The 13,194-nt window shown below is 63.6% G+C and carries 11 protein-coding genes; 3 read left to right on the forward strand and 8 right to left on the reverse strand.

Features of this window, described 5'->3' with window-relative positions; genetic code table 11:
- The first annotated feature begins 37 nt into the window (after positions 1-37).
- Entirely contained in the window at positions 38-1,786 is a 1,749-nt protein-coding gene (locus ACZ1JY_RS05325) for an N-acyl-D-amino-acid deacylase family protein (RefSeq protein ID WP_465130610.1), read from the forward strand.
- A 55-nt stretch (positions 1,787-1,841) separates the two neighbouring features.
- Here ACZ1JY_RS05325 and ACZ1JY_RS05330 read toward each other — a convergent pair whose 3' ends face one another.
- The 5 genes from ACZ1JY_RS05330 to ACZ1JY_RS05350 form a co-directional block, all read right to left on the reverse strand.
- Complete coding sequence (locus tag ACZ1JY_RS05330) at positions 1,842-3,287, reverse strand: globin-coupled sensor protein (RefSeq protein WP_118073504.1); 1,446 nt, start codon at positions 3,285-3,287, stop codon at positions 1,842-1,844.
- Positions 3,288-3,441: 154 nt separating this feature from the next.
- A complete protein-coding gene (gene dnaN / locus ACZ1JY_RS05335; protein WP_118073503.1) occupies positions 3,442-4,569 on the reverse strand; it encodes a DNA polymerase III subunit beta in 1,128 nt (375 codons plus the stop codon).
- A gap of 202 nt (positions 4,570-4,771) precedes the next feature.
- Complete coding sequence (gene fabG, locus ACZ1JY_RS05340; protein ID WP_465130611.1) at positions 4,772-5,536, reverse strand: 3-oxoacyl-[acyl-carrier-protein] reductase; 765 nt, start codon at positions 5,534-5,536, stop codon at positions 4,772-4,774.
- A 4-nt stretch (positions 5,537-5,540) separates the two neighbouring features.
- A complete protein-coding gene (gene fabD, locus ACZ1JY_RS05345; protein WP_465130612.1) occupies positions 5,541-6,476 on the reverse strand; it encodes an ACP S-malonyltransferase in 936 nt (311 codons plus the stop codon).
- A gap of 73 nt (positions 6,477-6,549) precedes the next feature.
- Positions 6,550-7,305: an LD-carboxypeptidase gene (locus ACZ1JY_RS05350; protein WP_465130877.1), complete on the reverse strand. Its 756-nt coding sequence runs from the start codon at positions 7,303-7,305 to the stop codon at positions 6,550-6,552.
- Between the two features lie 152 nt (positions 7,306-7,457).
- On the opposite strand from ACZ1JY_RS05350, the gene ACZ1JY_RS05355 reads away from it, so the two are divergent.
- The gene (locus ACZ1JY_RS05355) at positions 7,458-8,885 is read left to right on the forward strand and encodes a glutamate ligase domain-containing protein (RefSeq protein WP_465130613.1); all 1,428 of its coding nucleotides are present in this window, start codon (positions 7,458-7,460) and stop codon (positions 8,883-8,885) included.
- A gap of 64 nt (positions 8,886-8,949) precedes the next feature.
- On the opposite strand, the gene ACZ1JY_RS05360 is transcribed toward ACZ1JY_RS05355, so the two are convergent.
- Positions 8,950-9,483 carry a GNAT family N-acetyltransferase gene (locus ACZ1JY_RS05360; protein WP_118073500.1) on the reverse strand — a complete coding sequence of 178 codons (534 nt, stop codon included), beginning with the start codon at positions 9,481-9,483 and terminating at the stop codon, positions 8,950-8,952.
- Positions 9,484-9,704: 221 nt separating this feature from the next.
- On the opposite strand from ACZ1JY_RS05360, the gene ACZ1JY_RS05365 reads away from it, so the two are divergent.
- On the forward strand, positions 9,705-10,073 hold the full coding sequence (locus ACZ1JY_RS05365; protein WP_240344544.1) for a hypothetical protein: 369 nt from the start codon (positions 9,705-9,707) through the stop codon (positions 10,071-10,073).
- A 12-nt stretch (positions 10,074-10,085) separates the two neighbouring features.
- On the opposite strand, the gene ACZ1JY_RS05370 is transcribed toward ACZ1JY_RS05365, so the two are convergent.
- Together ACZ1JY_RS05370 and ACZ1JY_RS05375 are read right to left on the reverse strand one after the other, a co-directional pair.
- Positions 10,086-11,027: a DUF808 domain-containing protein gene (locus ACZ1JY_RS05370; RefSeq protein WP_465130614.1), complete on the reverse strand. Its 942-nt coding sequence runs from the start codon at positions 11,025-11,027 to the stop codon at positions 10,086-10,088.
- A 92-nt stretch (positions 11,028-11,119) separates the two neighbouring features.
- Positions 11,120-13,102 (reverse strand): EAL domain-containing protein, encoded by a 1,983-nt coding sequence (locus tag ACZ1JY_RS05375; RefSeq protein ID WP_465130615.1) that lies wholly within the window; start codon positions 13,100-13,102, stop codon positions 11,120-11,122.
- Between the last annotated feature and the right edge of the window lie 92 nt (positions 13,103-13,194).

The following is a 13,194-nucleotide window of genomic DNA, read 5'->3' on the forward strand; positions in this document are numbered from 1 at the left end:
GATCGAGTCGGCCTGCGCGGGGAGAAGGAGCCAGCTAATGCCAGCCTATGACCTGATCATCCGCAATGGAACGATCGTCGACGGAACCGGTGCGCCGCGCTTTACCGGCGACGTGGCCGTCAAGAATGGCCTCATTGCTGCCGTCGGCACCGTACGCGGCGATGCCGCCGAGGAGATCGACGCCACCGGCCGCGTCGTGGCACCGGGCTGGGTCGATGTGCACACGCACTATGACGGCCAGGCAACGTGGGACGCGGAAATGGCGCCTTCCTCGTGGCATGGCGTGACGACGGTCGTGATGGGCAACTGCGGCGTCGGCTTCGCACCCGCAGCGCCTGACCGGCACGACTGGCTGATCGGCCTGATGGAAGGCGTAGAGGACATTCCCGGCACCGCGCTTGCCGAAGGCATGACGTGGGACTGGGAGACTTTCCCCGAGTACCTCGACGCGCTGGAAAAGATGCCGCGCGCGGTCGATATCGGCACCCACGTGCCGCACGGGGCAGTACGCGCCTACGTGCTGGGTGACCGCGAGAAACCGGGTGCGATCCCGACCGAGGATGACATCCGCAAGATGGCAGAAATCGTCGAGGAAGGCGTGCGTGCCGGTGCCCTTGGCTTTTCGACGAGCCGCACGGTGATCCACAAGTCGGTCGACGGCGAAGTGGTCCCCGGCACCACCGCGACGGCCGAGGAACTGATCGAGATCGGCCGGGCGATGGGCCGCGTCGGACATGGCGTGTTCGAAATGGCGTCCGACATGCGACGCGAGTGGAACGAATTCGGCTGGATGGGTGCCCTGAGCCGTGAAACGGGCCTTCCCGTCACTTATGCGGCGCTGCAGTCAATCGCCAAGGAAATGCCGCTCGAGGAACAGATCGCGGAAATGCGCCGGGAGAATGCGCAAGGGGCGAACATTGTCGCCCAGATTGCGTTGCGCGGAAATGGCGTGATCATGGCCTGGCAGGGCACGATCCATCCCTTCCGCTTCCGCCCCAGCTACGCCGCAATCGCCGATCTACCGTGGGATCAGCAACTCGCCCAACTCAAGGACCCGGCTTTCCGCGGAAAGGTCCTGTCCGAGGCGAACGAGTACCCGGAAAGCGACATCATCGGCCTGCTGATGATGATATCCGAAGGCTGGCACAACCAGTTCATCATGGACGACGGCTTCGATTACGAGCCTCAAGCCGAGGCCAGCATCCTGCACAGGGCAAGGCAGGCCGGCGTCGAGCCTGCTGCTTATGCTTACGACCGGCTGATGGAAAGCGACGGGACCGGTTTCATCTACCTGCCGATCCTCAACTACGCTGATGGAAACCTCGACTTTCTGGAGGCACTGCAAGCTTCAGAGGATACCGTGAACTCCCTTTCCGATGGCGGCGCGCATTGCGGAACGATCTGCGACGCGGCAAGCCCGACGTTCATGCTGCAGCATTGGGTGCGTGATCGCCAGCGTGGCGGCAGGATCAGCCTGGAACATGCCGTCAAGCGCCAGTGCCACGATACTGCAAGGCTTTACGGGCTTGACGATCGCGGCGTGCTTGCACCGGGATATCTGGCCGACATCAACATCATCGACTTCGACAACGTCAAGTTGCTCAAGCCCTGGCTGGCGTTCGATCTGCCTGCCGGGGGCAAGCGCCTGCTCCAGAAGGCGGAAGGGTATGACTATACCATCAAGGGCGGCAAGGTGACCTTCCGCAATGGAGAATGGACCGGGGCGACGCCGGGCGTGCTCATCCGCGGCCCTCAGCGCGCCGACCTCCTGGAAGCGGCAGAATGACGCAAGCTGGCCCGCCCCTCGGTGCGGGGGCGGGCCAGCCGGATTTCATGCACATTCAGGCAGCGTTGCGGAACGAGGCATTGGCTGAATGGCCGAAGTTGCCCTCAAGCCTGAATTGCGAAACCAGAGAAGACAGGCGGTTGGCCTCGCCCGCCAGACTTCGAGCCGCTGCCGTGGCTTGCTCGACCATCGCTGCGTTCTGCTGGGTCATGGTGTCCATTTCCCGCACGGTCTCGCGAACCTGGCCAATGCTGCCCGCCTGATCCTGCGCCATCGCGGCGATGCTGCTGGCAAGCTGGGCGACGTGGCCGACCTGCTCCACGATCAGGGCGAATGTATCGCCGGTCTGCCCCACGAGGCTTACACCCCGCTCCACCTGGGTCGAACTGGCTGTGATCAGGTGCTTGATATCGCGCGCTGCGTCCGCAGTCCGCTGCGCCAGCGCGCGAACCTCTGTCGCCACCACTGCGAATCCCCGGCCGGCATCTCCTGCACGGGCCGCCTCTACGCCCGCGTTCAGCGCAAGCAGGTTTGTTTGGAACGCGATGCCATCGATGACCGAGATGATCTTGCCGATTTCCTGCGCCGAATTGTGAATATCGTTCATGGCCTGAACCGCTTCGCTGACGACTTCGCCGCCCCGCATCGCCTCACCATGCGCTTGCTGGACCGAATCGTGCATGTGCGCCGCATCGCCTGCCGTGGTATTGACGGTCGAAGCCAGCGCGGTAACCGCTGCCGACGCTTCTTCCAGGCTTGCCGCCTGCTGCTCGGTACGGCGCGCCAGATCGTCGGAAGCCTGGCGGATCTGCTTGGCCCCGACGTCGACTGAGCCGGATGTATCGGCCACGTTGCGCAAGACGCCTGACACCTGAACCCGCATGCCGTCGAGATGCTTCTGCAGTTCCGCAAACGCGGTCGGCAAATCCGGCACCGGAGTGGCAAAATCACCTTCGGCCATGGCGCGCAGGGTTGCGCTCACTTCGTCGATCACCGCAACGCGCGCTGCTTCTTCGGCCTTGAAATATGTCGAAAGCGCCACCTCCATGTCCAGCAGCGCCATCTTGATCATGGAACCGACAGACTTGGCCAATTGCCGACGACGGAAGATTGCCGTGAAGCCCGCGAACATCTTGTTGACGATGTTCTCAAGCACGGAGGCATAGGCCCCGATGTACCAACCCGGCTCCAGTCCGATCCGGGCGTGCACGTTACCGATCCGCTCGGCGCTGTCGAAGTAGGTCTTGTCGACAGAACCGCCAAACATCCCGGCCCAGTGGTCGATCTGCTTGTCGCGAGCGTGGTTCATCGCGGCGCGCGAACCGAAGAAGCGAGACGTCTCCGGAGTCGCCGAGATCTGGTCGTAAAGGTTGTCCAGAGCAGGCGGGGCATGCTTGCGCAGCGCCGATGCGATTTCCGGAAAGCGCGCCAGATCATCGCTGCCGATATTGAAGAAGGCCAGCTTCTTGGCCACTGCCTGCGGATCGTAGGAACTCGACATGCTCGGTACTCCTGTATGAGACCGAACATGTCATCCGCCGCTTCAAATACGGTAATTGGTCCAAGAGTGGCGCTACTTAAGGAGCAGGAACGCCCAAATTAACCTAGTTTCAGCAAACGCAGGGCGCTTTGCCCAGCCGCTTGCTGGCGGACTATCAGACGCGCATCGGCATCAGCACGTAGAGTGCCGGCGACTTCTCATCGCGGCGGATGAGCGTTGGCGCACCAGCATCGGCAAGGTGCAGTTCGACCGTGTCGCCGTCGATCTGGCTGAGGATGTCCTTGAGATAGTTGGCATTGAAGCCGATCTCGAAGCCAGTGGCAGCGTAGCTGGCCGGAAGCTCTTCGGCGGCGGTGCCATTGTCCGGGCTGGTGACCGAGAGCGTCACGCGATCGTTCTCCAGCGCCATCTTCACGGCGCGGGTCTTTTCAGTGGCGATGGTTGCCACGCGATCGACGCCTTCGAAGAACGAGCGCGGATCGAGCTTGAGCAGCTTGTCGTTGCCCGTCGGGATCACGCGGCTGTAATCCGGGAAGGTGCCATCAATCAGCTTGCTGGTGAGCACCACGCCGTTTTCACCGCCGAGGGTGAAACGCACCTTGCTGGCCGAAAGGTCGATCAGCACGGCCGAATCGAGCACTTCTTCCAGCAGCTTGCGCAGTTCGCCCACGCATTTGCGCGGCACGATCACATCCGGCATGCCCTCGGCGCCTTCGGGGCGCGCGATGGTGAAGCGGGCAAGGCGGTGGCCATCGGTGGCGGCGGCCTTGAGAACGGGCTGCGCATCGTCCGAAACGTGCAGGAAGATGCCGTTGAGGTAATAGCGAGTCTCTTCGGTCGAGATCGCGAAGCGGGTGCGGTCGATCAGTTCGGCCAGCGTGCGCGCCGGAACCTCGAAGCTGGTGGGCAGGTCACCCTCGACGATCACCGGGAAATCATCGCGCGGCAGCGTCGGCAGCTGGAAGCGGCTGCGGCCCGCCTTGACGATCATGCGATTGTCGGACGTTTCGAGGCTGACCTGCGAGCCATCCTGAAGCTTGCGCGCAATATCGAACAGCAGGTGCGCCGAGACAGTGATCGCGCCCGGGCTTTCGACCGAGACGGCGGCCATGGTCTCGACGATCTGTAGATCGAGGTCGGTCGCCATGAGGCGGACCGTGCTGTCGGGCGCAGCCTCGATCAGCACGTTGGACAGGATCGGAATCGTGTTCCGGCGCTCGACCACCGACTGGACGTGGGACAGGCAGCGCAGGAGCGTCGCGCGTTCGATCGTCGCCTTCATTCTCGTCTCGATCCCCCCGGGAGCGGCCGGACGGCCCTGCCCCGTGAATATGGCTGAACCGGGGAATCACGCTCCCCGGCGTTTGGTTCGGACTATCTGTCTTAACGCAGAGGCGGGACTCGGCAAGCACCGGCCCCGCCCTTGTCCCCTAAGTTGGGGATAAAACCGCCAGAATCAGCCTGTGGCGGGGCTCAGGAGAGCATTACGACATCATCGCCATGCCGCCGTTGACGTGCAGCGTCTGGCCGGTGACATAGCCCGCCTCCTTCGAGGCGAGATAGGCGACGGCGGCGCCAATGTCCGAACCTTCGCCCATCCGGCCCATCGGGATGCGCGCGTTGAGCGCGTCCTTCTGGCCATCGGGCAGGACGTCGGTCATCGCCGTGCGGATGAAACCGGGCGCAACGCAGTTCACGGTGACGCCGCGGCTTGCCAGTTCCTGACCCAGCGACTTCGACATGCCGACAAGGCCGGCCTTGGCCGCTGCATAATTGACCTGGCCGGGATTGCCCGTTGCACCGACAACGCTGGTGATGGTGACGATGCGGCCAAAGCGCGCCTTCATCATCGGCTTGGTCGCCGCGCGCATCAGGCGGAACGCGGCTTCGAGGTTGACGCGGATCACCGCATCCCATTCCTCGTCCTTCATCCGCATGGCGAGGTTGTCGCGCGTGATGCCGGCGTTGTTGACCAGGATGTCGAGCTTGCCCAGCGTGTCCATCGCCGCCGGAACGAGATGCTCGACCTGCTCGGTGTTCGACAGGTCGCAGGTAATCTCGACGTGATCGTGACCGTATGTGTCGTTCAGCTCCTCGCGGAAGGCGCGCAGCTTGGCGGGACTGGTGCCCGACAGAGCGATGCGGGCGCCCTGCCTGGCCAGCGCATGGCAGATCGATGAGCCGATGCCCCCGGCAGCGCCGGTGACGAGCGCGGTCATGCCGCTGAGGTCGAAAAGACGGTTTTCCATGGGCTCAGAGCTCCTTGAGGATGGCTTCGATGTCGGCCATGCCGATGACGCTGGTGACGGAGACGTCGGCGACGGAGCGGTTGATCATGGGTCCAAGGACCTTGCCGCCGAGTTCGACGAACTGCTCGGCGCCGGCATCTTTCATCGCGATCGCGCTTTCGCGCCAACGGACACGGCCGGTGACCTGCTCGACCAGCAGGCGCTTCACTTCGGCGGGGTCGGTCACGACTGCGGCGGTGACGTTGGCGAACAGCGCGACGCGCAGCGCGGACGGCGGCGTCTTTTCAAATGCTTCGGCCATGGCATCGGCGGCAGGCTGCATCAGCGGGCAGTGGAATGGCGCCGAGACGGGCAGCAGCACGCCGCGCTTGATGCCGTGATCCTTGACCATCGCCACCGCGCGCTCGATCGCGGCCTTGTGACCGGAAAGCACGACCTGCGTCGGGTCGTTGTCGTTGGCGACAGTACAGACTTCGCCCTCGGCAGCAGCTTCGGCAAGAGCGGTGGCTTTCTCAATGTCGGCACCAAGCAATGCGCACATCGCGCCCTGCCCGACCGGCACCGCAGCCTGCATCGACTGGCCGCGCAGCTTCAGCAGGCGGGCCGTGTCGGCAAGGCTGAACGCGCCCGCCGCGCAAAGCGCAGTATATTCGCCAAGGCTGTGCCCGGCCATGAAATCGGCCTTCTCGGCCAGGGTGATGCCGCCTTCCTTTTCCAGCACGCGCAGCACGGCCATGGCATTTGCCATGATCGCAGGCTGCGCATTCTCGGTGAGGGTGAGGACATCCTCCGGCCCTTCCTTCATGATCTGGAAGAGCTTCTGGCCGAGCGCGTCGTCAACTTCCTCGAACACTTCGCGGGCAGCAGCGCTGGCCTCGGCAAGCTCAAGGCCCATGCCGACCTTCTGGCTGCCCTGCCCCGGAAAAACGAATGATCGCATCGAAGTCTCCTAAGTCCTGCCGGTCTGCCTTGCAGCCTTTTCGTGGTGGCGCGCCCTATTGCCGCGATCTGTATCAGGCAAGCCCGAAGGGCACGATCTTGTTGTCAACGTCATGCCCGATATCCGCCGCCCCCAGATAAGCGATGCCGGTCTTCGCGCACCAATGGTGGACCATCTCTTCTACCGCCCATCCGAAAGGCCGGTCATTCTCCGGCACCTGGCTGATCCGGCCAAGGCGAAGGCCAGCGATTCCTGCAAGCGCCAGGCAATTCGTCACGTGAAAGAGCAGCCGGTCGACCGCGTAGTGGTACTCGGCCACCTCTTCCACCATCACGACATGATTGCGCAGGTCCGGCAGAAGCGGCGTGCCGCACAGCATGGCAAGCGTCATCAGGTTGAACGCGACGGCAGGTTGGCCATCGGCCAACGATGGCTCGACCCCTGCCGGATCGCCCTGCAGCCAGGACAGCGTCCTGCGCACCGCAACCTCGCCGCCTTCGCGCCGCAGATCGACCGGCATCGGCGCATGGACGCTCTGGCCGATTCCGGCACGGAAGAGCGATGCCAGCAAGGTCCCGCCATCGGAATAGCCGAGGTATTGCTTGTCGTAAGCCGGAGCTTCCAGCAACGGCAGGGCATCCATGGCGATCCGATTGGCGCCGTACCCCCCCCGCACGAACCACACCGCGTCGAAAGCAGGGTCGTTGGCACAGGCTACGAAGGCCTCAAGGCGCACCTCGTCAGGGCCGGCAAAATGCCCTTCGCTGGCAAAACACTGATCGTGAAACACCAGATCCAGCCCCGGAAACTCGGCATGTGCCAAGGCCATGACCCGCGCAGCGTCTTCGCGCGTGAACGGCGTGGATGGGGCGCAGATGGCGATGCGTCTGGTCACCCCCCATCCCTAGCCCGTTTCACGGCTGCGGTAAAAGCGGCAATCGAACGGTTGTCACCGGCGCTGCAGACGCATACCGCAGCAGCATGACGATCGCCTCCGATGCCTCCACCAACCTGACTGCGCGTGACTGGTTCTTCTGCGGAATTGGCGGCTCAGGGATGCTGCCTCTCGCGCTGATCCTGCGAGGCATGGGCGCGCGCGTCGCCGGATCGGACCGTAGCCGCGACCAGGGACGCACGCCTGAAAAATTCGCCTGGCTGGAAAGCCTTGGCATCGACCTGTTTGCGCAGGACGGCTCGGGCATGGTGTCGGCAAGGCAGGTACTGGTCGCCTCGGCAGCGGTCGAGGACACCGTACCCGAAGTGGTCCGCGCGAAAGAGCTGGGCTGTGAGCGGATGTCACGCGCGCAACTTCTTTCAGCGCTGTTCAATGCGGCACCGCAGAGCATCGCCGTGGGCGGGACGAGCGGCAAGTCAACCGTCACGGGCATGATTGGCTGGATCATGACCGCAGCCGAACGCGACCCGACAATCATGAATGGCGCAGTGATGAAGAACTTCGTCGCCCCGGACGCGCCGTTTGCTTCGGCGCGGGTCGGCACAGGCGGCGTCTTCGTTTCGGAAGTGGACGAGAGCGATGGCTCGATCGCACTCTATAACCCCACGATTGCAGTGCTCAACAACGTCAGTCTCGATCACAAGAGCCTGGAAGAACTGCGCGAGCTGTTTGGCGCCTTCCTGGCACGCGCCGCGATATCGGTAGTCAACGCCGATGATCCCGAGAGCCTCGCCCTGCTGGATCGCGGCCGCCAGACCTTGACCTTCGGCTTTGCGGCCAGCGCGGATATCTCGGTTGAAGCTGGCTCCATCATCGAGCAGCCCACTTCCATTGCTGCCGGCATCCTCGATAGAGCCACCGGCGAGACATGGCCGATTGCGCTGCGGATTCCCGGGCGGCACAATCTTGCCAATGCCCTTGCCGCGTTGGCAGCAGCCAAGGCCGCGGGCGTGCCGCTCGGAGAAGCGGTTGGCCACCTCACCACCTTCTCCGGCCTTGCCCGCCGTTTCGATATTGTCGGCACCTCACCTTCCGGGATTACCGTGATCGACGACTTCGGTCATAATCCCGAGAAGGTTGCGGCAACACTTGCCACGCTGAAAGCCCATCCAGGCCGGGTGATCGCGTTCTTCCAACCGCACGGATATGGCCCCTTGCGCCAGATGGGGCATGAACTGGCAGAGGTTCTTGCCACGCGCCTGTCCTCGGGCGACGTGTCGATCCTGTGCGATCCGGTCTATTTCGGCGGTACGGTCGACCGTTCGGTCGGCTCCGAGCGGATCGTCGCCCTGATCCGCGAACATGGCGGCCAGGCCGAATACATTCCCTTGCGCGACGACTGCGCGGCACGGATCACCGCCCTCGCCCGTCCGGGTGATCGGGTGGTGATCATGGGCGCGCGCGACGACACGCTTTCCAGCTTTGCCCACGAAATCCTGACGCGATTGACGTGACTTGGATATGGCGGACGCGGCTGCAGCACCACGTCCGCCCCCTCGATGCGACCCGAGGGCAAAATCAGTCGAAGCGCTTTTCCAGCAGCACGAGGTGCGGGTCACCATCAATGCCAAGAGGACGGAAGCCGCGTTCGCGTTCAAGCTCGATTGCTGCATGGTTGTCGCGGTCCTCGATCGAGATCACGCGCTTGAGCCCACGCTTGCGCGCTTCCTGCCCGAGCAGATCAAGCATCGCCCAACCGATGCCTCGGCCGCGGAAATCGCTGCGGATCGAAACGGCGATCTCGCCGGTCTCCATCGCGGCATCGCAAGCAAGCATGGCAGAAGCGACCAGCACCCCGGTTTCATGCTCGAAAGCCAGAAAGCTTTCCGTGCGCCAGTGATCGCAATGAGTCAGCGGAGCGAGCTGCTCGTGCCCCACATGCCGGCTTGCCGCCAGAAAGCGGAAGCGGCGGTCATCGTCGCTGACTGCGGCGAAGAATGCCTCAAGCGCTTGCTCATCCTCGGCGAAGGCTGCTCGCACGTCGAGCCGGGTGCCATCGCGGGTCTCATACGGGCGGACCGGAGCAAGGTCGGCGAGGGTCGTGGCGGTCATGGTATGATCTCCTTGGGTGTGCCGAAGCGTTGCGTCCGGGATTACCATCGTTCGCCGCGCCAACCTTGATTCAGCGCAACGGGGCGAGGCTTGCCGCTTGCAAACAACGCAGAGCCACTTGCGCTGCTGCGCACCTCCTGCGGGGAAACACCTAGCGCCCTGAATCCCCACCGCTTCCGGCCGTCCTTCTGCATGTGGTTAACGCAAGAGGAGGTTCGCTCATGTGGCTGGAAACTGGTTCTGACGAGTATGACGCACAGCGCCGTGCATCGCGCGTCGGCATCGAGCTTCCCGTGCGGTGCAAGCACGGGACAAAACGGTCAACGGTTATGCTTAAGGATCTCAATCCATACGGTGCGCGCATCGAGGGATTGGACAAGCTGCGGATCGATGAGCCAATCTACCTCATGCTGCCCGGACTGCAGCCCAAGCTCGCGTTCGTGGTGTGGAGCCGGGACCGCGTGTCAGGTCTCGAATTCGAACATCGGCTTCACGATGCGGTGTTCGAACGGCTCGTCAGCGAATTTGCCATTCGACACTATCGCGAGGGTCATCCGCCCAAGCCGGCGCCGATACGCTTTGCCGCGTGATGCCATGTGGGATCAGTGCTTGCCGCGGGCCTTGCCAATGGTATGCACGACAAAGGCGACGATCGCACCCAGCACCACGCCGACAAGGGCAGAAAGTACGGCGTAGGTAAGCCAGCCGAGCACTCCGCCCAGTGCGCCCGTTGCCTGTTCCACCCAGTGCTGCGCCTCATGCGCCAAGTGTGCCGGCCCCGGGACGCCCAGCACCTCCAGCCCATGGAGGATGATGCCGCCGCCAACCCAGAGCATGGCCGCCGTGCCGACCGTGGCCAGCACTGCCAGCAACACCGGCATCGCCCGCAGAAGAAATCCGCCGATGGCCTTGGCCGCGGACGAGGTCCGCTTCACAAGATGCAGTCCGATATCGTCCATCTTCACGATGAAGCCGACGGTGCCATAGACCGCGATGGTGATGACCACGCCGACGAGTGCGAGAATCAGCGCCTGCTGTACGATGCCCTGATCGGCCACTTCGGCCAGGGCGATCGCCATGATCTCGGCCGACAGGATCAGGTCGGTCCGCACTGCGCCGGAAACGCGCTCGTTCTCGAATGATGCGGCGTCGGCGGGCTGATCCTCAAGGGTTTCGCCATGCTTCTCGCCGCCCAGCTTCTCCAGGAGCTTCTCGGCACCCTCAAAGCAGAGGAACAGACCCCCGGCCATCAGCAAGGGCGTGATCGCCCACGGCAGGAACGCGCTCAAGAGCAATGCTGCGGGCAGCAGGATCACCAGCTTGTTGAACAGGCTGCCCTTGGCAATCCGCGCGATGACCGGCAGTTCACGATCCGGGGTAAACTCGGTCACGTACGAAGGCGTGACGGCTGCGTCGTCGATCACCACCCCCGCAGCCTTCGTGCCAGCCTTTGCGGCAGCCGCGCTCACATCGTCAAGCGAGGCAGCAGCGGCACGGGCGATGACGGACACGTCGTCAAGCAGGGCGACAAGGCCGGTAGGCATTCTGGTTGGGATCCTTGCAGAGGCGGAAATTCGAAAGTTCGATGTGCGGGAACGACGAGACGAGTGCAAGGGTCCCGTTCAGCGCAATTTTGTCAGGTTCTCTCTCGCGAGCCGGGCACAGCGACCTGGATAAAGCGCGGCTTGCCTTTCGGCTCGGTAGCAGCGCCAGCGGCTTGTAGCGTAGACGGCGGCACCCGATGACGCGTGCACAGGCCGCCAGCACCATCGCTCGTCAAGGGCTGTTCGAATTCGACGCCGATCACCGCCTCCTCGGAACGCACCACCATCGAGACGACCAGTTGCCCCCCGCCCAGATCGACGACAAGGCTGGTCCCCACAGGCACGCCCAGCAACCCGTCGATCCGTGCGCCGGTCCGTGAAAGGTCGCGCATGACGGCCTCGTAGCGGTGGTCCTCGTGGATCACCGTCACACGGCGGAATACCGACCTTCTCTCCGGACGGTGCCGCCTGGGACCGTTGGGTTCAAGCTTCAGATCGCCGCTCTCGAGCCTGCTCTCCACTTCGGCCAGGGGCATGGCGCGGGCAAAGAGATGCCCCTGCACAAGCTTCGCCCCGCGCTTCTTCACCACGTCGAGCTGGTCGAACGCCTCGACGCCTTCAACCGTCGTCTCCATGCCCAGCGCCTCGGCCAGACCGATGATCGCCGAGATGATCTTGGCGCTGTTGTTGTCCTTGGCCGCGCAGGTCTCGACAAAGCTGCGGTCGATCTTGAGCTTGTCGAACGGAGCCGAACGCAGATAGCTGAGCGAGGAGTACCCCGTGCCGAAATCGTCCAGCGCCAGACGCACGCCCAGGCCTTTCAGCGAAGCGAAAACTTCGTCGACAGCTTCACTGTCCCGCATGAACACGGTCTCGGTCAGTTCGAGCTCCAGCCGTTCCGGATCGATCCCGCTTGTCGCCACTGCAGATGCCACTGCATTGACGAAGCCGGACACGGCAAATTGCACGGCCGAGACATTGACGGACACGCGCACGTTGTCGGGCCATTTCGCAGCATCGGAGCAGGCATGCCGCAAGGCCCATTCGCCCAGGGGAACGATCAGGTTGCTCTCTTCGGCGATCGGAATGAACACCGAGGGCGCGATCGCTCCCCGCTCGGGGTGATTCCAGCGCATCAGCGCCTCGAATCCCACCACGTAGTTGTCGGCAATCCGGACGACAGGCTGGTAATGCAATTCCAGTTCACCGCGCCCCAGTGCTTCGCGCAGATCTTCGGTAAGGATCGTGCGCTCCTGCGCCTCGTCCTTGAGCTCGGCCGAAAAGAAGCGGAATTGCCCGCGACCGCCGTTCTTGGCGGCATAGAGGGCAAGGTCAGCCGATGCCACCAGCGTTTCGCGGTCATCGCCATCGTAGGGAGCCACGGCAACGCCGACCGAAGTGCCGATGACCGCTCGCTTGCCATCAATGGCATAGGGCTGCGAAATCATCTGGATCAGTTTGGAGGCGATCTCGCCCAGACGGCCACGATCTTCGATATCCGGGAGGATGACCTGGAACTCGTCGCCACCCAAGCGGCCGATATCGCCACGATCCCCGACGACCTTGCGCAAGCGATCGGCCACCTGGCGCAGCAGTTCGTCCCCGGCGGGATGCCCCATCGTATCGTTGACGTGCTTGAACTTGTCGAGATCGAGCATCAGCAGGCTGCAACACCGACCGGAGGCGCGGTAGGCCGCCAGAATGGCATCCAGCCTGCGCGTCATGCGATGCCGATTGAAGAGGCCTGTCAGCGAGTCGAACTCGGCGGCGCGTTCATCCTCTCGCTGTCGCGCATATTCCTGCGTCACGTCACGGGCAAAGCCCACGTAACCGGTGAACGTGCCCTCCGGCGTGTACCTTGGCTGTCCCGACAAGGACCACCAGCGCTGGTCATCCCGGCGGACGGCAAAGCGCACGATGACATCGGATATCCGGCTGTGGGCAGAAAACTGGAAGGCCAGCGAACGCGACGGCTGGCCTGCAGCCGCGCTGCTGTCGGTTTCGACCACGCTCGTAAACGGGCGCCCGATATTAGACTGGGCGTGGTCGAGAATCGTCTGCGTGATATAACGCAACCGGCCCTCGCCGTCCGTGGCCCAGAGCCAGCCGAGACCGCTCTCTTCGAACCCGTCGAGAACCGCAAGCCGGACCGCTGAATCGACGTGAT

This window comes from Novosphingobium sp. BL-A-41-Hi4B-X5A (genome assembly GCF_055521705.1).